The organism is Pseudomonas sp. App30 (assembly GCF_047947025.1).
In the GTDB taxonomy this organism is placed as follows: domain Bacteria; phylum Pseudomonadota; class Gammaproteobacteria; order Pseudomonadales; family Pseudomonadaceae; genus Aquipseudomonas.
Window position 1 is genome coordinate 5,102,726 of the sequence record NZ_CP133165.1, and the last position, 18,045, is coordinate 5,120,770.

General features: G+C 64.5%; 15 protein-coding genes. 5 read left to right on the forward strand and 10 right to left on the reverse strand.

The annotated features are described in order from the left end of the window. Nucleotides 1-128: 128 nt before the first annotated feature. Nucleotides 129-746, reverse strand: coding sequence for an energy transducer TonB (locus RAM80_RS23575; RefSeq protein WP_416422822.1), 618 nt, complete (start codon nucleotides 744-746; stop codon nucleotides 129-131). A gap of 94 nt (nucleotides 747-840) precedes the next feature. On the opposite strand from RAM80_RS23575, the gene RAM80_RS23580 reads away from it, so the two are divergent. The 3 genes from RAM80_RS23580 to RAM80_RS23590 all read left to right on the forward strand — a co-directional run bounded on the left by RAM80_RS23580 (nucleotide 841) and on the right by RAM80_RS23590 (nucleotide 5,379). Further along, nucleotides 841-1,620, forward strand: coding sequence for a class I SAM-dependent methyltransferase (locus tag RAM80_RS23580; protein WP_416422823.1), 780 nt, complete (start codon nucleotides 841-843; stop codon nucleotides 1,618-1,620). Nucleotides 1,621-1,738: 118 nt separating this feature from the next. Then, nucleotides 1,739-3,919, forward strand: coding sequence for a TonB-dependent receptor (locus tag RAM80_RS23585; RefSeq protein ID WP_416422824.1), 2,181 nt, complete (start codon nucleotides 1,739-1,741; stop codon nucleotides 3,917-3,919). A gap of 101 nt (nucleotides 3,920-4,020) precedes the next feature. Continuing rightward, the gene (locus RAM80_RS23590; RefSeq protein WP_416422825.1) at nucleotides 4,021-5,379 is read left to right on the forward strand and encodes a Fic family protein; all 1,359 of its coding nucleotides are present in this window, start codon (nucleotides 4,021-4,023) and stop codon (nucleotides 5,377-5,379) included. Nucleotides 5,380-5,431: 52 nt separating this feature from the next. Here RAM80_RS23590 and RAM80_RS23595 read toward each other — a convergent pair whose 3' ends face one another. The 3 genes from RAM80_RS23595 to plsB all read right to left on the reverse strand — a co-directional run bounded on the left by RAM80_RS23595 (nucleotide 5,432) and on the right by plsB (nucleotide 9,092). Next, entirely contained in the window at nucleotides 5,432-6,121 is a 690-nt protein-coding gene (locus RAM80_RS23595; protein WP_416422826.1) for a DUF4197 domain-containing protein, read from the reverse strand. Nucleotides 6,122-6,146: 25 nt separating this feature from the next. Then, nucleotides 6,147-6,545, reverse strand: coding sequence for a YbaY family lipoprotein (locus tag RAM80_RS23600; RefSeq protein WP_416422827.1), 399 nt, complete (start codon nucleotides 6,543-6,545; stop codon nucleotides 6,147-6,149). A 63-nt stretch (nucleotides 6,546-6,608) separates the two neighbouring features. After that, entirely contained in the window at nucleotides 6,609-9,092 is a 2,484-nt protein-coding gene (gene plsB / locus RAM80_RS23605) for a glycerol-3-phosphate 1-O-acyltransferase PlsB (protein ID WP_416422828.1), read from the reverse strand. A gap of 116 nt (nucleotides 9,093-9,208) precedes the next feature. Here plsB and RAM80_RS23610 point away from each other — a divergent pair, with 116 nt between their 5' ends. Then, nucleotides 9,209-9,418, forward strand: coding sequence for a cold-shock protein (locus RAM80_RS23610; protein WP_416422829.1), 210 nt, complete (start codon nucleotides 9,209-9,211; stop codon nucleotides 9,416-9,418). Between the two features lie 112 nt (nucleotides 9,419-9,530). On the opposite strand, the gene RAM80_RS23615 is transcribed toward RAM80_RS23610, so the two are convergent. The 4 genes from RAM80_RS23615 to RAM80_RS23630 form a co-directional block, all read right to left on the reverse strand. Further along, entirely contained in the window at nucleotides 9,531-9,908 is a 378-nt protein-coding gene (locus RAM80_RS23615) for a hypothetical protein (RefSeq protein ID WP_416422830.1), read from the reverse strand. A gap of 19 nt (nucleotides 9,909-9,927) precedes the next feature. Next, nucleotides 9,928-10,746 (reverse strand): putative RNA methyltransferase, encoded by an 819-nt coding sequence (locus tag RAM80_RS23620; RefSeq protein WP_416427546.1) that lies wholly within the window; start codon nucleotides 10,744-10,746, stop codon nucleotides 9,928-9,930. Beyond that, on the reverse strand, nucleotides 10,746-11,897 hold the full coding sequence (gene dapE / locus RAM80_RS23625; RefSeq protein WP_416422831.1) for a succinyl-diaminopimelate desuccinylase: 1,152 nt from the start codon (nucleotides 11,895-11,897) through the stop codon (nucleotides 10,746-10,748). The genes RAM80_RS23620 and dapE overlap by 1 nt, the downstream gene beginning before the upstream one ends. A gap of 758 nt (nucleotides 11,898-12,655) precedes the next feature. Further along, complete coding sequence (locus tag RAM80_RS23630) at nucleotides 12,656-15,247, reverse strand: glycosyltransferase (protein ID WP_416422832.1); 2,592 nt, start codon at nucleotides 15,245-15,247, stop codon at nucleotides 12,656-12,658. Between the two features lie 236 nt (nucleotides 15,248-15,483). Between RAM80_RS23630 and tcdA the strand changes: the two genes are divergently transcribed. Beyond that, entirely contained in the window at nucleotides 15,484-16,311 is an 828-nt protein-coding gene (gene tcdA, locus RAM80_RS23635; RefSeq protein ID WP_416422833.1) for a tRNA cyclic N6-threonylcarbamoyladenosine(37) synthase TcdA, read from the forward strand. A gap of 91 nt (nucleotides 16,312-16,402) precedes the next feature. Here tcdA and RAM80_RS23640 read toward each other — a convergent pair whose 3' ends face one another. Together RAM80_RS23640 and RAM80_RS23645 are read right to left on the reverse strand one after the other, a co-directional pair. Further along, a complete protein-coding gene (locus RAM80_RS23640; RefSeq protein ID WP_416422834.1) occupies nucleotides 16,403-16,810 on the reverse strand; it encodes a SufE family protein in 408 nt (135 codons plus the stop codon). Beyond that, complete coding sequence (locus tag RAM80_RS23645) at nucleotides 16,807-18,012, reverse strand: aminotransferase class V-fold PLP-dependent enzyme (protein ID WP_416422835.1); 1,206 nt, start codon at nucleotides 18,010-18,012, stop codon at nucleotides 16,807-16,809. The genes RAM80_RS23640 and RAM80_RS23645 overlap by 4 nt, the downstream gene beginning before the upstream one ends. Nucleotides 18,013-18,045: the final 33 nt, after the last annotated feature.

Consider the following 18,045-nt stretch of genomic DNA (forward strand, 5'->3'; position numbering starts at 1 on the left):
GGTAACGGCCTTGCAGGAAAAATTGGCCCGAAACAAACGGTAGGAGCCGGGCTTGCCCGCGATGCGCCGCGCGGGCGGCGCTCGGTCTAGAGGGCGCTACAAAAACACCGGCATGCGCCCGTCAGCCATCACGCCGCCAAACGCAAATTATTCACCACCAACGGCCGCGCCCACTTGGTGTCGAAGGCGAACTGCTTCTCCTGCTCGGCCAGCGTCTGCGCGTCGTATGGCACATGCTTGTCGGCCAGGTCCCACTCGAACTCGGCGATCGGCAGGAACAGGGATTTAGGCTCAGGCGCTGGGCCCGGCTCGGGCTGCGGCTGGTTGGCGTTCATCACGATAGGGCGCACCCAGCCGTTGTCGAAGTCCAGCTGCTTCTGCTGGTCCACGATTTCTTCAGGCGGGTAGGGCGGCGCGGCCTTCTGCAGCAGGTCGGCTTCAAGCTCCGCCTTGGGCAGGAACAGCGGCTCGGGCGGGGCTATTTCGGTATCCTGCACGTCGCACAGGCGCTGCGAGGTGATCTGCGCCAGCACGTCGCCACCGCCGGCAGGCTCTACCTCAGGGTCCACCGCCTGGTCGGGCAACGCCAGGCTACCCTCGGCCGCATCACCCACCTGGTCCGCCATCGCCTGGGCGAAGAAGTCCGACCACAGGTGGCTGATGCCACCCAATGCCTGGGTGTTCTGGCGGCTGAAGTCGCCGTGGGGCGAAATGTAGCCAATGGAGGTGGTTTGAAGGTTGCTCATGGCACTAAAGGGCGCTGGCTCTGGCAAAATACCTGACATATTCCTTATCGGCCGAATGGGTCGATCTTTAAATTTTTTTGAGTAGTGAATTTTCATGGCAGAGCAGCAAGCGGCGGTATGCATCCGCGTCGAGGCGCACACCAGCGCCCTTGAACCCCAGGCCCAGGCATGGGCCCAGCGCCTGGCGCTGCCGTTGGATGCGCCCGATGCCGAGTTCGCCCTGCAGGCCACCGAGGCCGGGCTGCAACTGCAGCAATTGGGCCCCGACGCGCCGGGCCCGGTGCGCGTGGACTTCGTCGAGGGTGCGGTGGCCCACCGCCGGCTGTTCGGTGGCGGCAGCGGCCAGATGATCGCCAAGGCCGTGGGCATCCAGCAGGGCGTGCGCCCCCGCGTGCTGGACGCCACCGCCGGCCTGGGCAAGGACGCCTTCGTGCTCGCCAGCCTGGGCTGCGAAATGAGCCTGATCGAGCGCCAGCCCATCATTGGCGCCCTGCTGGAAGACGGCCTGGCCCGCGCCCAGGGCGATGCCGAGGTGGGCGCCATCGTCGCCCGCATGCACCTGCTCAAGGGCAACTCCATCGAGCTGATCAGCCAATGGCAGGGGGAGCCGCCCCAGGTCATCTACCTGGACCCGATGTTCCCCCACCGTGAGAAAAGTGCCCTGGTGAAGAAGGAAATGCGCCTGTTCCGCCCGCTGGTGGGCGACGACATGGACGCCCCGGCCCTGCTGGCGGCAGCCCTGGCCCTGGCCACCCACCGGGTGGTGGTGAAGCGCCCGCGCAAGGCACCGTGCATCGAAGGGCCAAAGCCGAGCCACAGCCTGGAAGGCAAATCCAGCCGCTACGACATCTATCCGAAGAAAGCACTGAAATAGTGGGGATTTGCGTCCTACAGACGTAAAGTAGGACGTTTCCTGATTTTTTCGGCGGCGGTTTTTCCGACTTTTTCGCCCGTAGACTTCCCCCTCAAATTCTTGGGGGAGGAAGTACTTCATGGCACATCAACGATCGGCTTTGAGCCGGCCCGCCAGCGGCCTGGCACTGATGTCCTGCTCGTGGCTGGCGTTCGCCGAAGGCGCGCCGGTGCAGCTGGAAAGCGTGCAGGTAGAGGCCGAACGCGAGCGTCAGCAACGCTACAAGGCCGAGCGCTCGGCATCGGGCAAGCTCACCGAGTCGCTGCTGGACACCCCGCAGACCGTCACCGTGGTCGGCGAGCAGGTGATGCGCGAACAGAACGCGCTCAGCCTGCGCCAGGTGTTGTCCAACGTCTCGGGCATTACCTTCGATGCTGGCGAAGGCGGCGGCGGTTCGGGCGACCTGCTCAACATCCGCGGCTTCAACGCCACCAACAACGTGCTGCTCGACGGCCTGCGCGACAGCCCGCAGACCACCCGCAGCGACAGCTTCAACCTGCAGGCGGTGGAGGTCATCAAGGGCCCCAACTCGGTGTTCGGCGGCGCCGGCACCACCGGCGGCACGGTCAACCTGATCAGCAAGACCCCGCAGGCCGGCGCGGCCTTCACCGAACTGGGCGCAGGCCTGGGCACCGACCATTACCGGCGCCTGACCCTCGACACCAACCAGCCGCTGGCCGGGGTGGGCACCGGCAGCGCCGTGCGCCTCAACCTCATGGCCCACGGCAACGACGTGCCCGGCCGCCAGCAGATCGAGCGCGAGCGCTGGGGCCTGGCGCCCTCGGTGCTGCTGGGCCTGGGCGACGACACCCGCCTGACCTTCAGCTACCTGCACCAGCAGGATGACAACCTGCCCGACTATGGCCTGCCCACCTTCAAGGGCAAGCTGATCGAGGGGGTGAAGCGCGACGCCTATTTCGGCTGGCGCAACCTGGACAAGGACCAGATCACCACCGATCGCCTCCGCGCGCTGTTCGAGCATGACTTCAGCGACGCCCTGTCGCTGCAGAACACCCTGCGCTACTCGCGGGTGCAGCGCAGCGGCGTGGTGTCGGCCTCCCACGTCGACCGCGACGGCCTGCCGCCGGGCAAGTACCGGCCTGCAGGGCCACAGGGCTACGGCCGCGAGATCGTCACCGACCAGTGGCTCAACAGCACCCTGCTGACCAGCCGCTTCGACACCTTCGGCATCGGCCACACGCTGGTGACCGGCATGGACCTGTCCTTCGAGCGCTACCGCCGCGACGCCAGCAACCACAACATCCGCAAGCTGGCCGCCGACCACGTGTACGACCTGGCCAACCCGCCAGGCTACTGGGCCGGGCCCACCAGCCGTACCCGCGAAGCCAGCCTGCGCAACCGCCTGCAGACCACCAGCGTCTACGCCCTGGACACCTTGAGCCTGCACCCGCAATGGGACCTGATGCTGGGCCTGCGCCAGGACTGGATCGACGGCAGCAGCCTGGAACGCCAGCCGGACGACAGCCGCACCCAATACGACACCCGCGACGGCTTCCTCAGCCACCGCGCCGGGCTGGTCTACAAGCCGGCGCCCAACGGCCGTATCTACCTGGCCTATGGCAATTCCTTCAACCCGTCCGCCGAAAGCCTGGTCACCGGTGGCTACGGCGTGACCCAGGGCACCCACAAGGTTGATCCGGAAACCAGCCGCACCTGGGAACTGGGCACCAAGTGGGACCTGCTGGCCGGTGGCCTGCAGCTGAACGCGGCGCTGTTCCGCACCCAGAAGGACAACGTGCGCGAGAAGCTTGAAACCGGTGAGTCGCTGCTGGCCGGCCTGCAACGGGTACAAGGCCTGGAACTGGGCGCCACCGGCAACCTCAGCGAACACTGGCAGGTGATTGCCAACTACACCTTCATGCAGAGCGAAACCCTGAAATCCAGGACCAACCCGCGCGCCGAAGGGCAGGCCCTGGCCAATACCCCGCCACGCTCCTTCAGCCTGTGGACCGCCTACCAACTGCCGGGTGACTGGCGCCTGGGCTACGGCCTGCGCCACGTGAGCGAGCGCAACCTGCGTGACGACGCCACCTACAAGGTGGACGGCTACTGGGTGCACCAGGCCATGCTCGGTTACAAGGTAACCAAGGAGCTGGACCTGCAGCTGAACGTCGACAATCTGTTGAACACCCACTACGTGGAGCGTGTACGCACGGTGGAGGGCAACAACAAGCGTTCTTCGGCGATCGAGTATGGGGACGGAAGGTCGGCGGTGCTGTCGGCGGTGTATAAGTTCTAAGGCGAATACATCACTTACGTTGTCTCAAAATCAGTAAAAACTGAAACATGAAGGTGGCTTGATGTATTCTTATCTCAATCTTCCTATTTTTTGAGATAGCGATGCTCAAGCCTCCTCCACAGGCCCTTGGCCCCGCGCAAGCCGCTACTCACCCGGCATTCGCGTTGGCGGCGGCCGACTACCTGGCATTGCACCAACCCTTGGATGACAAAGGCCGGTACCTGCATTTTGACGAGCTTCGCCATCGTTGGCCGCCCACGTTAGTGCCGGTGCTCTGTTGGTCCATGGTCAAGTCGGCCCGCCTGAAGGCTCAGTCACCGCTGCTGCCACTCGACGAACCCGTTCGCTGGGCAGCCTGGATGGCGACTCCGCAAATCCACAAGGCGATCACCCTGGTGGACCAACAGGCCACCAGTGCCGCCTTGGAGTACATGACTGGCCGTATAGGGGAGAAAGCGCATTTCAATTATCTGCTCAATGACCTGATCGAAGACGAAGCGATCAGTAGCAGCCAGTTGGAGGGCGCGGCCACCACGACCCTGGTTGCCAAGGATCTACTTAAACGCAAGCGGTTACCGAGGACGCCTGACGAGCGAATGATCCTGGGTAACTACCGGATGATGAAGTTTGCCTGGGAGCAACGGCGCGCACCGCTGAGCGTGCAGTTGATCGAGCAAATGCACGAGGTGGGTGTTGCGGGCATTGATGATGAAAAGTATGCCCCGGGGCAGTTTCGCAACCACGACCAGGTAGTAGTGCTGGATGGTGATGGCAATGTCGTCCACACTCCACCCCCCGCGCAGGGGTTGGAAACGCGATTGCAGCGGCTGGTCGAGTGGGTCAATGTCGACCCGGTCGGGGTGGAGGCACCGGGCTATCTTCATCCATTGATCCGTGCGATAGCACTGCATTTCGCCATTGGTTTCGAGCACCCCTTCCGGGACGGCAACGGCAGGGTGGCCAGGGCACTGTTTTACTGGTTCATGTTCAAGAGTGACTACTGCGCTTTTCGCTACATTGCCATCAGCGTCTTGCTCAAGAATGCCCCAGTGAAATATGGGCGCTCGTACCTGTGCACGGAAACCGATGACCTGGATCTCACCTACTTCATTGATTACCAATGCGCGGTCATTGTGCGAGCGGTCAGCAGCTTCAGCGAGGCCTATACGCGTAGCCTTGCGGATGCCCAGTCGTTCGAGCATTGGCTCAGGGGCTCAGAGTTGTACGCGCACCTCAATGAGCATCAGCGGGCGGTGCTTCAGGTCGCGCGGTCGGGGTCGGAGCGTGAATTCACCGCGGTTACCGTCAAGGAAAACCTGGGCTGTTCCTACAATACCGCGTCTGCGGCGCTCAATGGCCTGGTTGACCTGGATCTATTCATCAAGAACAAGCGGGGGCGGGAATGGGTGTTTCGCATGGTGGACCAGGCAGCTATCCAGCGAATGTGGACGCGGCCATGATACAGCGACTGTCCTGGTGCAGCTGCCAAGACAGTCACCGTAGCGGCAGCGGTTACAGCGCCGAGAACACCTTCTTCGCCAGGCTGGTAGCCGCCTGAGCCGGGTTCTTGCGGATGCTGGCTTCCTGGTTGGCGATTTCCTTGAACAGGCCGTTCAGCGCCTGTTCGGTCACGTAGCCTTCCAGGTTCGAGTCCTTGCTGTCGATCACGCCCAGGCTGGCGGCCTGGCCGGCGAAGCTGTTGAATTTCTGCGCCAGGCCGACCTTGTCGGTGGCCTGCTTGACGATGGGCAGGAATTTCTCGCGGATCTGTTCGCGGCTGGTCTTGCTCAGGTACTGGGTGGCCGAGTCGTTGCCGCCGGTGAGGATGCCCTTGGCGTCGGTCACGGTCATTTTCTTCACGGCGTCCACCAGCAGCGCCTGGGCTTGCGGCATGGCGGCTTCGGCGGCCTGGTTCATGCTGGTTTCCAGGGCGTCGACCTGGCTACCCATGCCGAATTTCTTCATGGCCTTGGCGGCCTTGCCCAGCTTGCCTGGCAGTTCGATGCGCACGTCCGGGTTGTTGCTGAAGCCGCCGGGGGTGCCCAGCTGCTTGACGGCCACCTGTGCGCCTTGGGTCAGGGCGTCCTTGAGGCCGCCGCTGGCGTCCCCCTGGGACAGGCTGGACAGGTCCAGGGCGAAGGCGTGGGTGCACAGCAGCAGGCCAGCCATCAGGCCGGCGAAGGGGGCGGAACGACGAAGCATGGATGCGTCCTTTTGCGTATTTGAATTAGCGGGCAGGGTTCAGGCGAATGCGCAGGGGCTGCGGATCCTTGCCGTCCAGCTGCACGGTGTGCTGCTCGGTGCTGATAAACAATAGCTGACCCTCGGCCTCGACGCGGGCGCTGACCGCGTAGCGGTGCCCGGGCTGGACCTGCCGGGGGTCGTATTGCAGGTGGAAGGGCAGTGGCACCTGGCCCTTGATGGGGCCGTTCTGGCTGGCCAGCACCTGGGCCGGGGCATCGGCCAGGGAAATGTCCTGCAGGCTCACGCTGAGGGTGGCCGACGGCGGCAGTGCCATGCGTTGCAGGTAGAACACTTCGCCGTCGAGGCTCGCCTGGGGTGCGCTGTCGAAGCTGCTGCAGGCGCCCAGCAGGGCGCTCAACAGGACCAAAGTGAGTTGCTTCATGGGCGGATCTCCGTATCGAATGCAGCGTAGGAGTGCACAGGATACGGATAAACGCCCGGCACTTCAGCTGCCCTGGAAGGCTTCGTCGCTGCGGTGCAGCGCCACCTGGCGAATCGACAGGCGAATTTCGGCGGGCAGCACGCGCTTGGCCGCGCCCTCGGCCAGTTCCCCCAGCTTGTCGTGGAAGCCCAGTTTGCCGGCGGCGTCGCGGGTGACCACGCCCTGGTCGAGCAGGGTCTGGATGAAGTGGCGGAACAGGCTCTTGTCGAAGAATTCCGGCGCGTTGAGCCCGTGCAGGATGGACAGGCGCTGGGCCATGATGGTGCACAGGTCTTCCAGTTCCTCGGCGCTCAGCGCGTGCTGGCCGTTGTTGAGCAGCAGCGCGATGGCCATGTAGAAACGCTGCAAGGTCTGGGCGACGCTGCGCGACAGCAGGGTCAGCAGCACGAACTTGCGCGAGCTGGGCGCCGGGCGCAGGTACACCTGATTCTCGAAGCGCAGCAGGCCCTGCTCGACAAAGGCTTCCAGCCACTGGTCGATCACTGCGTCCAACTCGTCCAGGGACCAGCGAATGAACAGCTCCGACTGCAGGTACGGGTACAGCGCGCGGGTGTAGCGCAGCAGTTGTTCACGGCTCATGCGCGAGCTGCTCTGGAAGAAGCTGGCCAGCAGCGCGGGCAAGGCGAAGATGTGCAGCACGTTGTTGCGGTAGTAGGTCATGAGGACGGCGTTCTGCTCGTCCAGATAGAGGATCTTGCCCAGCGCGTCGCTTTGCTCGGACAGCAGGTCCATGGCCTTGACGTGGTCGATCAGCGCGCGGCCGTCGCCGTCCGGCAAGGTGGTGTGCGGCGAGTAGGGCACCTTGCGCAGCAGCGCCAGGTACAGGTCCAGCACCCGCGCCATGGCCGCATCGTCCAGGGCCAGGCGGGTGGTGGACAGCAGCGCCAGGGCCACCAGGTTCACCGGGTTGACCGCTGCCGCCTCGTTGAGGTGCTGCGCTACCTGCGAGCCCAGGCGGTGGGTGGTTTCATGCAGCCACTGGGGTTTGTATTGCGGGCCCAGGTCCTGCTCGCGCCAGCCTGGCTGCTCGGCGTCGAGGAATTCGGCCAGCTTGATCGGCTCGCCGAAGTTCACCGCCACCTGGCCGAAGCGCTGCTTGAGGGCGCCAATGACCTTGAAGATGTCGAAGATCGACTCCTTCTTCTTGCTGGCGCCACGCAGCTCGCCCAGGTAGGTGCGGCCTTCGAGCACGCGCTCGTAGCCGATGTACACCGGCACGAAGACGATGGGCATGCGCGACGAGCGCAGGAAGCTGCGCAAGGTGATGGCCAGCATGCCGGTCTTGGGTTGCAGCATGCGCCCGGTGCGCGAGCGCCCGCCCTCGACGAAGTATTCGACGGGGAAGCCCTTGGTGAACAGGGTGTGCAGGTATTCGTTGAACACCGCGGTGTACAGAGGGTTGCCCTTGAAGGTGCGGCGCATGAAGAACGCCCCGCCACGGCGCAGCAGGCCGCCGATCACCGGCATGTTGAGGTTGATGCCAGCGGCGATGTGCGGCGGCGTCAGGCCGTTGCGGAACAGCAGGTAGGACAGCAGCAGGTAGTCGATGTGGCTGCGGTGGCACGGCACGTAAATGACTTCGTGGCCGGGGGCGACGTCCTGCACGCCTTCGATGTTGTTGACCTTGATGCCGTCGTAGATCTTGTTCCAGAACCAGCTCAGCACCACTTCCAGGAAGCGGATGGCGGTGTAGGTGTAGTCCGAGGCGATCTCGTTGCCGTAGCGCAGGGCCAGGGCCTCGGCTTTTTCCAGCGGGATGTTCTGCCGTGCAGCTTCTTCGCTGATGGCCTGGCGCACCTGGCTGTCGTGGACCAGGCCCTTGACCAGGTTACGCCGGTGGGAAATATCCGGACCAATGACCGCGGCCTTGAGGTTACGAAAGTGCACCCGAAGGAGGCGCTGGGTCATGCGCAGGGTGCGTTCGTGGTCTTTGTTCTGTGCCACCAGCTCGCGCAAATGAATCGGCGCGGAGAACTGCACGCGGGTCTTGCGGCCCAGGATCAGGATGCTCACGAGCCGGCGCAGACGGCCCGTGACCGCCCAGCTGTCGGCGAACAGCAGCTTCCAGGGGCTGGACTCGCTGGCCGGGGTCTGGCCCCAGAACACGCTGACGGGAATGATTTGTGCATCTTCTTCGGCATTCTGGCTAATGGCCGCGACCAGGCGCTCCAGGGTCGGTGGCGCGCCGCGCTTGTCGTGGCGGCCCAGCCAGTCCGGCTCGGGGGTGAGGTAGAAGAAGGCGGCGGGTTCCAGCAACTGGCCAACGGCGACCGGCAGCACCGGGCGCGGCAGGCCAGCCTTGGTGCACTCGGTGTCCAGCACCGCCAGGTCACTGGCCGACGGCGACTGCAACACGTAGAACACTGGCCGGCTGCGGTCCAGGTTCAGGGTGAAGGACGACTGGTTGATGGTCTCCGAGCGAACCCAGAGGTACAGCAGTCGGCGCAGGGTGCCAAAGGCAAAGCGGCGGAACGGGAAACGGGTCATAAGGCCTGTGCTTGCTTGAAACGGATGCTCGGCACTCTACAGGCTCGATCGTCCGGCAAAAAGCGCCGCCGGCAGAATAATTGTGTCCCATAAATAGAAAAAACGGAGTAGTGCCGATGTCGTCTCGTGAGACAGGAAGCGTCAAGTGGTTCAACGATGCCAAGGGCTATGGCTTTATCCAGCGTGAGGGCGGGGCCGATGTGTTCGTGCATTTCCGCGCCATTCGTGGCGAGGGGCATCGGTCGCTGGTAGAGGGGCAGCAGGTGGAGTATGCGTTGGTGAACGGCCCGAAAGGCCCGCAGGCGGAGGACGTGCAGGGGCTGTGACGGGTAACGCGTGACGTGTAGCCGCTGCCGTAGGCTGCGCTGGCCCTCTGCCGCGCTGGAGATTCCAGTGTGAACAAAGGCCCGCGCAGCCGGCGGCGGCTACAGGTGCGCGTCAGCTGGTACGCCAGGTGATCTGCTCTTCACCGTCAGCGCTGACACGAATCCAGGTGTCGGCGCTTTCTTCACCTTCCTCTTCCACCCAGCTGCCCGGTGCGCAGCGGACTTCCACCTGCAGCGCGGCGAAGGCGGCGCGGGCGCAGGCGATGTCGTCGTCCCACGGCGTCTGGTCGCTTTCCAGGTACAGGCTGTTCCATTTGCCCACGGCCTTGGGCAGCCAGGTCACTGGCACGCTGCCGGCCTTGCACTTCCAGGTCTGGCCCTTCTGCACCCAGTCGCTGCACGGGCCCAGGGCCTCGCCCAGCCACGCGGCGATGGCCTTGTGGTCGACGTCGGCGTCTTTGAGGTAAATCTCGATATCGGGTTGGCGCATGGACGTACTCACTCGGGAATCAGGGTTGCAGCACAAAATAATCGTAACGCATGGACACGGTGACCACGAACGGCCGCGGCTGCTCGATGACCTTTGTGCGACGTTCGGCACTGGCACGCCAGCCATGGGGGGTCATGGCCAGCAGGTTGGCGCGGGACGGGCCGTCGATCAGCTTGATCTTGAAGGTCAGCGTCTCGCTGTGGGCCAGGCTCATGCCATCGGGCACCTGTAGCAGGTGCTTGTCGTCGACGTATTCGCGCACTTCATCGTACAGCTGCTCGCGCAGCTCCATCAGGTGCTCGCGGGTCGGCCCCACGCGCATCAGGCCTCCGCCGGGCACCAGCAGGCGCTTGGCCTCCTGCCAGTCCAGCGGGCTGAACACGCTGGCCAGGAACTGGCAGCTGGCGTCGGGCAGCGGGATGCGCGCCATGCTCGCCACCAGCCAGGTGACGGCCGGGTTGCGCTTGCACGCGCGCTTCACCGCCTCGCGGGAGATGTCCAGGGCATAGCCGTCGGCCTTGGGCAGCGCCTCGGCGATCTGCGCGGTGTAGTAGCCTTCGCCGCAGCCGATGTCCAGCCAGCGGCCGGGCTGGCGCTCGGCGGCCAGTTCCGCCAGGCGCTGGGCCACGGGCGAGTAGTGGCCGGCGTTGAGGAAGTCGCGGCGCGCTTCCACCATGGCCTGGTTGTCACCGGGGTCGCGGCTGTTCTTGTGCTGCACCGGCAGCAGGTTCAGGTAACCCTGGCGTGCACGGTCGAAGCTGTGGCCGGCGGGGCAGACCACGCCATTGCCGGCGCTGGCGTTGGCCAGGCCGGCGTTGCAGATGGGGCAGGTGAGCATCATGCGAGCAGTTTCACCAGGGTCTGGTAGTAGATCTCGGTCAGCACGTCGAGGTCGCTGGCCAGCACGCGCTCGTTGACCTGGTGGATGGTGGCGTTGACCGGGCCCAGCTCGACCACCTGGGTGCCCAGGGTGGCGATGAAGCGGCCATCGGAGGTGCCGCCGCTGGTGGACGCCTGGGTCTCGCGGCCGGTAACCGCCTTGATGCTCGCCGACACCGCGTCCAGCAGGGCGCCGGGCTCGGTGAGGAACGGCAGGCCCGACAGCGCCCAGTCCACGTGCCAGTCCAGCTCGTGCTTGTCGAGGATGGCGGCCACGCGCGCCTTCAGGCCTTCCACGGTGGATTCGGTGGAGAAGCGGAAGTTGAACACCGCGGTCAGGTCACCCGGGATCACGTTGGTGGCGCCGGTGCCCGAGTTCAGGTTCGATACCTGGAAGCTGGTAGGCGGGAAGAAGGCGTTGCCGTTGTCCCAATGCTCGGCGGCCAGTTCAGCCAGCGCCGGGGCAGCCAGGTGAATGGGGTTGCGGGCCAGGTGCGGGTAGGCCACGTGGCCCTGCTTGCCGCGCACGGTCAGGGTCGCGCCCAGGGAGCCGCGACGGCCGTTCTTGACCACGTCACCCACCAGGTTGGTGCTCGACGGCTCGCCGACGATGCACCAGTCCAGGCGCTCGTTGCGCGCGGCCAGGCGCTCGACCACGGCCTTGGTGCCGTGGTGGGCAGGGCCTTCTTCGTCGCTGGTGATCAGGAAGGTCACCGCGCCGCGGTGGTTGGGGTAGTCACCGACGAAGCGCTCGGCCGCTACCAGCATGGCCGCCAGGCTGCCTTTCATGTCGGCCGCGCCGCGCCCGCAGAGCATGCCCTGCTCGTCGATCAGCGCGTCGAACGGGTCGGTCTGCCAGGCGCTGACCGGGCCGGTGGGCACCACGTCAGTGTGGCCGGCGAAGCACAGCACCGGGCCTTCCTGGGTGCCGTGGCTGGCCCAGAAGTTGTCGACGTCTTCGATGCGCATGGGCTCCAGCGTGAAGCCGGCATCGCCCAGGCGCTGCATCATCAGCTTCTGGCAGTCGGCGTCCACCGGGGTGACCGAAGGGCGGCGAATCAGGTCGCAGGCGAGTTGCAGGGTCGGCGAAAGGTCGGCGTGGGCCGTCATGGGGAAGACTCCGAAAACAGGGCAGGGCACGTATAAAGAGGGCGACATGTTAAAGCAAAACGGGGGCGGGCGCAGGGGCTGGTGGATCTATGGATCGACACGATCAATTCAAATGGAGAAGCTTCCTACAGAAACGTCGGAGACGACCGGCATATTTCATTTTCGAGCCTCGGCAGAATGTGCCTCACGCCCTGAATGCCAAACATGGAGGCAATGGAATGATGTATCTGGACGATAAGGCAACCGCCGAGGGGGAGGTGGTTTTCATTGAAAATCGCAGGACGCTGATGGAAACCCGAAAACTGGTTTCCGAAACCGAAAAGTTGAGAGCAGAGACTGTATAGCTGAAACGCGAAGGGATGCTCTATCCAGCGCTGGTTGGCGCTGCCGTCGTTACTGCGCTTGTCGGCATCTGGAACAAGCTTTGAGATGGAGTACCTAGTCGCAACTCCCAGATGGCGAAATAGTTTGGCGTATTTTCAACATTGCTCCAGTTCTGAGGCCACACTAGGCTGTGGTGAATATGAGAGGTATTCCCATGAGTGATTCAACGGAACGACATCAGGCTGCCATCGACAGAGCCATTGCACGGCTAGACGAGAGCATGGACCGGGAAGAGTCCTGGGCCGAAACCTACGGACTCATCCCGTTTTCCGTAACCTTCATCATAGGTCTTGGTGTATTGGCTCTTCATCGTTTTTTTTCGTAGCGACCTGATACCCATAAAAAAGGCCCGCATTTGCGGGCCTCTCTTCAGGTTACTGCGCAGTCACCGGTTCCGGTGCCGGCGCCGGTTTGGGCAGCGACGACAGGAATGCCATCACCAGCGCCGCGAGGTAGGGCAGCGACTGTACCAGCAGCATGGCCACCCAGAAGCGCATGTCGGAGCTCGGCAGGCCCTGCACGAAGCAGATGCCGCCGGCCGCGCCCCACAGCAGCAGCATGATGAACAGCTCCTCGCGGGCCTCCGAGATGGCCACCAGCAGGCCGTGGCTGTCAGCGTTCTTCGGGGTGCGGAAGAACGGGATGCTGGTGGTGAAGAAGCCGTACAGCACTGCCTTGGCAATGGTGTGCGACAACGCCAGGCCAGCCAGGGCGGCGGCGAACGCGTCCTTGAGGTTAACGCCCACGGCGCGACGGTACAGGAACACGATCTTGCCCACCTTGAACACGAACAGCGCCAGGGGCGGGATCGCGAAGATCAGCAGCGGTGGGTCGACCCGTTGCGGCACGATGATCATCGCCGCCGACCACAGCAGGGCGCCCACGGTGAAGAAGATGTTCATGCCATCGGCCACCCACGGCAGCCAGCCCGCCAGGAAGTGATAGCGCTGGCCACGGGTCAGCTCGGTGTCCTTGCCGCGCAGCAGGCTGGCGGTGTGGCGCTTGATGATCTGGATAGCGCCGTAGGCCCAGCGGAAACGCTGCTTCTTGAAGTCGATGAAGGTGTCGGGCATCAGGCCCTTGCCGTAGCTGTGGTGGTAGTACGCCGCCGACAACCCTTTCTCGAATACCCGCAGGCCCAGTTCGGCGTCTTCGCAGATACACCAGTCGGCCCAGCCCAGCTCTTCGAGCACCGAGCGGCGGGTCATGGTCATGGTGCCGTGCTGGATGATCGCGTCACGGTCGTTACGGGTGACCATGCCGATGTGGAAGAAACCCTTGTACTCGGAGTAGCAGAGCTTCTTGAAGGTGCTTTCGTTCTGGTCGCGGTAGTCCTGCGGCGATTGCACCACGGCAATCTTCGGATCGGCGAAGTGCGGCACCATGTGCTTGAGCCAGTTGCGGTCCACGCAGTAGTCGGAGTCGATCACGGCGATCACTTCGGCGTCTGGCGCGGTGTGCGGGATCAGGTAGTTCAGCGCACCGCCCTTGAAGCCGGCCAGGGGCGCGACGTGGAAGAACTTGAAGCGCGGCCCCAGGGTTTCGCAGTAGGCCTGCACCGGTTCCCACACCGCGGGATCCTTGGTGTTGTTGTCGATGATCAGGACTTCGTAGTCCGGGTAATCCAGTGCCGCCAGGGCGTCCAGGGTCTGTTTGACCATGTCCGGCGGCTCGTTGTAGCACGGCACGTGGATGGACACTTTCGGCCGGTAGTTGGAGTCGCCCTCCACTGGCAGGAACTCGCGGCGGCGCTTGTGCGTCCACACGGCTTCGGCCAGTTCGTGGGCCTCGGTCAGCAGCACGATGAACACGCCCAGCGCGCCCAGGGCCAGCAGGAAACCGACCGTCAGGCTGAACCAGGTGCTGTATTGCTGGCTGTAGTCATAGCCGATCCACACCAGCACCGAGCCACACAGGAACGCGATGAAGGTCAGGAAGGTGCGGCCACGCTGGCGCAGGGCCGAGCCGTCGATCAGCAGCAGGGCCAGCGACAGCATGGCCAGCACCACCGAGCCGATGGCCAGCACACGCCATTGCGGAATGGCCACGACTGGGCCTTCAAAGTTGAATTTCTGCTGGCGCGCAGCGTTGAACACGCCCCAGTACGCGCCCACCGAGCCTTCGTCGCTGGCCTTCCAGGGCTGGTCGTAGGCTTCGATCACGAAGTAGTTGTAGCCCTGGCGGTTGAGCTTGTTGACCAGGGTGCGCAGGTAGATGGCCTGGTCGGCCTGGGTGGCGTCGGCACCACCGCGCATGCGGCCGTTGCTCGGCCAGCCCACTTCAGACAGCAGCAGCGGCTTTTTCGGGAACATGTGCTTGAGTTCCCGCGCCCGGTCGAGGACGAACTGGCCGGCCTTGTCCATCGGGATGAATTCCCAGTACGGCAGGATGTGCGCGGCAATCAGGTCCACGTGCTTGGCCAGCGACTGGTTGTGCTCCCAGATGTGCCATTGCTCGGACGTGGTCACCGGCACCTTCACGGCGGCACGGACGCGGTCCAGGTAGCCTTCCAGGTCCTTGACGGTCACTTCCTTGCGGAACAGCGCTTCGTTGCCGACCACCACGCGCACGACGCTGCGGGTGGTGTTGGCCAGTTCGATGGCCTTGGCAATTTCGCGTTCGTTGCGCTCAAGGTCGGGGCTGATCCACACGCCCACGGTGACGCGCAGGCCGAACTCCTCGGCGATTTTCGGAATGTCGGCCTGGGTGCCATCCACCGAGTAGATGCGGATGCTGTCGGTCAGCTTGCTCATCTGCTCGAGGTCCTGACGAATTTCGTCGTCAGTGGGGTACTGTTCTTTCTGCGGGCTTTGGCCCAGGCGGAAGGGCGAGTAGGAGAAGCCGGAGATTTGTTCAGGCCAGTCGGGGGCGCTGACCGGGCGGTTGATCAACGCCCAGAAACCCGTGAATAGGGCCGCGATCGCGACGACTACCACCAGGTTGAGACCAAATTTACGCGATGACATGGGGGCTTGGGTTCCGAAGCGGGGGAACGGGGGAGTGCCGGCGACGGGCGCCGAACCGGCGCGCATCCTACTCTGCACGTTACAAGTGTGTATAGGAGATGTCTGAAAACATACGTTTAGATTGGAATTTTTTGTTTAAGTTCTTGCCTGCTATTAGTTGTAGCGCATTAAACGCCACAGGTGATCTGTGCGTGCTACAGGCCTATAATGCGCGCCGGTTTTTGAGGTCCAGGTCCATGAGCACAGAAGATCCACGTTTCGAAGGTGTTACCCGGCTGTACGGTCGCGAGGGCATGCAGCGCCTGCGCGCCGCCCATGTGGCCATCGTCGGCATCGGCGGCGTGGGCTCGTGGGCGGCTGAAGCCATGGCCCGCAGCGGCGTCGGCGAGATCTCGCTGTTCGACCTGGACGATGTCTGCGTGAGCAACGTCAACCGCCAGTTGCATGCACTGGACGGCAACGTCGGCAAGCCCAAGGTCGAGGTGATGGCCGAGCGCCTGCGGGCGATCAACCCGGCGTGCACGGTGCACGCGGTCAGCGACTTCGTGACCCGCGAGACAATGGCCGAGTACATCACCCCAGACCTGGACTTCGTGATCGACTGCATCGACAGCATGCTCGCCAAGGCGGCGCTGATCGCCTGGTGCAAGCGCCGCAAGATCGGCATCATCACCACCGGCGGTGCGGGCGGGCAGATCGACCCCACGCAGATCAAGGTCTGCGACCTGAACCGCACCCACAACGACCCGCTGGCCGCCAACGTGCGCTCCACCCTGCGCCGTGACTACGGTTTCTCCCGTAACACCACCCGGCATTACAGCGTGCCGTGCGTGTATTCCACCGAGCAACTGCGCTACCCGGACAACAAGGGCGGCGTGTGCCTGACCAAGGCGTTCGTGGGCGAAGGGGTGAAGCTGGACTGCGCCGGAGGGTTCGGCGCGGTGATGATGGTGACCGCGACCTTCGGCATGGTGGCGGCGGCGCGGGCGGTGGATAAGTTGGTGGCGGGTGTGCGCCGCCCGTCCGAGCGCGGCCAGGCGGCCACGGTTACAAGCAAACCGTAAACGACCTGGAATTACGCGGCGGTTTGGACGCGGCCTGGCGGCCGCTGCTACGGGGGCGCATTGTTTTGCGTAGCAGTTGCCGAAGGCGGCGTCAGGGAGCGGCCAGCTCCGCCATGCGCTTGAGCACCGCGTTCAAGCCATTGCTGCGCGACGGCGACAACTGACGGCCCAGCCCCAGCTGCTGGAACCATGCTGGCAGGTCCAGCGCCGCCAGTTCGGCGGCGCTCAACCCTTCGACCCGCACCAGCAGCAGCGCCAGCAAGCCGCGAATCAGGCGCGCATCGCTACCGGCGCGGAACTGCCATTGGCCGTCTGCGTGCGTGGCGATCAGCCACACCTGGCTCTCGCAGCCGTGCACTAGATGCTCGGTGCTTTTTTCGTCATCGGCCAGGGGTGCAAGACGCTCGCCCCACTGCATCAGCAGGCGCGCGCGCTGTTCCCAGCCCGCAGCTTGTTCGAAGGCCTGCAAGGCCTCGGCGGCGTGCACGGGCAGGCTCATCGCAGCAATTCCAACGACTTGTCCAGCGCCTCGAAGAAGCGCTGCAGGTCGTCGCTGTCGTTGTACAGCGCCAGCGACACACGAATGGCACCGGCCAGCCCCAGGCTTTTCAGCAGCGGCATGGCGCAATGGTGCCCGGCGCGCACGGCAATGCCCTGTTCGGTGAGCAGGTGCGCCAGGTCGGCGTTGTGCACGCCGTCCACCACGAAGCTTGCCAGGGCCAGTTGCGGGGTGCCCAGCAGGCGCACGCCCTCGCGGTCGTTGAGGCCGCGCAGCAGCAGGCCGTGCAGGGTGTTTTCGTGGGCCATGACGGCCTCGTGGTCGAGGCTGGCCAGGTAGTCCAGGGTGGCGCCCAGGCCGATCACGCCGGCCACGGGCGGGGTGCCGGCCTCGAAGCCCAGCGGCGCGGGGTGGAAGCTGGCGCTGTGGTAGTCGGCCACGTGCACCATCTCGCCGCCGAATTGCCAGTGGGCCAGTTTGCCCAGCGCTTCGCTGCGGCCGTAGAGCACGCCGACGCCATCCGGGCCGTACAGCTTGTGGCTGGAGAACACGTAGAAGTCGCAGCCCAATTGCTCCACGTCATGGCGGCCATGCACCACGCCCTGGGCACCGTCGACCACGGTCAGGGCGCCTTGGGCGCGCGCCAGGGCCAGCAAGGGCTCGAGGGGTTGCCAGGCGCCGAGCACGTTGGACAGCTGGCTGACGGCCAGCAGCCGAGTGCGCGGGCCCATCAGGCTGGCGGCTGCGTCGAGGTCGATCAGCCCGTTGACGGTCAGCGGCAGCACCACCAGTTTCAAGCCGGCGCGCTGGGCCAGCTGTTGCCAGGGCAGCAGGTTGGCGTGGTGCTCCAGGGCGCTGATAACGATTTCGTCACCGGGCTGGAAATGCGCCTGCAGCCCGTAGGCCAGCAGGTTCAGGGCGCTGGTGGCGCCGTGGGTGAAGACCACCTGGCTGGGGCTGGCAGCGTTGAGCCATTGCGCGACTTTCTCGCGGCTGGCTTCGAACGCTTGAGTCGCCAAGGCGCCTGGCAGGTGTTGCGCACGGTGCACGTTGGCGGCGCCGTGGCTGTAATAGTGGGCCAATGCATCGAGCAGGGCCTGGGGTTTCTGCGTGGTTGCCGCATTGTCCAGATATGTCTGGTGCTGGCGTTGCAGGGCGGCGATGGCCGGAAAATCGGCACGCCAGGGGGAGGGCTGGAACATGGGATCGGGGCTCTGGGCAGGCAGGCCCGGCAC

What these genes read in the sequence shown, in the direction of transcription:
- RAM80_RS23575 (WP_416422822.1), bottom strand. Translation starts at nt 746, where the DNA reads ATGAGCAACCTTCAAACCACCTCCATTGGCTACATTTCGCCCCACGGC.
- RAM80_RS23580 (WP_416422823.1), top strand. Translation starts at nt 841, where the DNA reads ATGGCAGAGCAGCAAGCGGCGGTATGCATCCGCGTCGAGGCGCACACC.
- RAM80_RS23585 (WP_416422824.1), top strand. Translation starts at nt 1,739, where the DNA reads ATGGCACATCAACGATCGGCTTTGAGCCGGCCCGCCAGCGGCCTGGCA.
- RAM80_RS23590 (WP_416422825.1), top strand. Translation starts at nt 4,021, where the DNA reads ATGCTCAAGCCTCCTCCACAGGCCCTTGGCCCCGCGCAAGCCGCTACT.
- RAM80_RS23595 (WP_416422826.1), bottom strand. Translation starts at nt 6,121, where the DNA reads ATGCTTCGTCGTTCCGCCCCCTTCGCCGGCCTGATGGCTGGCCTGCTG.
- RAM80_RS23600 (WP_416422827.1), bottom strand. Translation starts at nt 6,545, where the DNA reads ATGAAGCAACTCACTTTGGTCCTGTTGAGCGCCCTGCTGGGCGCCTGC.
- plsB (WP_416422828.1), bottom strand. Translation starts at nt 9,092, where the DNA reads ATGACCCGTTTCCCGTTCCGCCGCTTTGCCTTTGGCACCCTGCGCCGA.
- RAM80_RS23610 (WP_416422829.1), top strand. Translation starts at nt 9,209, where the DNA reads ATGTCGTCTCGTGAGACAGGAAGCGTCAAGTGGTTCAACGATGCCAAG.
- RAM80_RS23615 (WP_416422830.1), bottom strand. Translation starts at nt 9,908, where the DNA reads ATGCGCCAACCCGATATCGAGATTTACCTCAAAGACGCCGACGTCGAC.
- RAM80_RS23620 (WP_416427546.1), bottom strand. Translation starts at nt 10,746, where the DNA reads ATGCTCACCTGCCCCATCTGCAACGCCGGCCTGGCCAACGCCAGCGCC.
- dapE (WP_416422831.1), bottom strand. Translation starts at nt 11,897, where the DNA reads ATGACGGCCCACGCCGACCTTTCGCCGACCCTGCAACTCGCCTGCGAC.
- RAM80_RS23630 (WP_416422832.1), bottom strand. Translation starts at nt 15,247, where the DNA reads ATGTCATCGCGTAAATTTGGTCTCAACCTGGTGGTAGTCGTCGCGATC.
- tcdA (WP_416422833.1), top strand. Translation starts at nt 15,484, where the DNA reads ATGAGCACAGAAGATCCACGTTTCGAAGGTGTTACCCGGCTGTACGGT.
- RAM80_RS23640 (WP_416422834.1), bottom strand. Translation starts at nt 16,810, where the DNA reads ATGAGCCTGCCCGTGCACGCCGCCGAGGCCTTGCAGGCCTTCGAACAA.
- RAM80_RS23645 (WP_416422835.1), bottom strand. Translation starts at nt 18,012, where the DNA reads ATGTTCCAGCCCTCCCCCTGGCGTGCCGATTTTCCGGCCATCGCCGCC.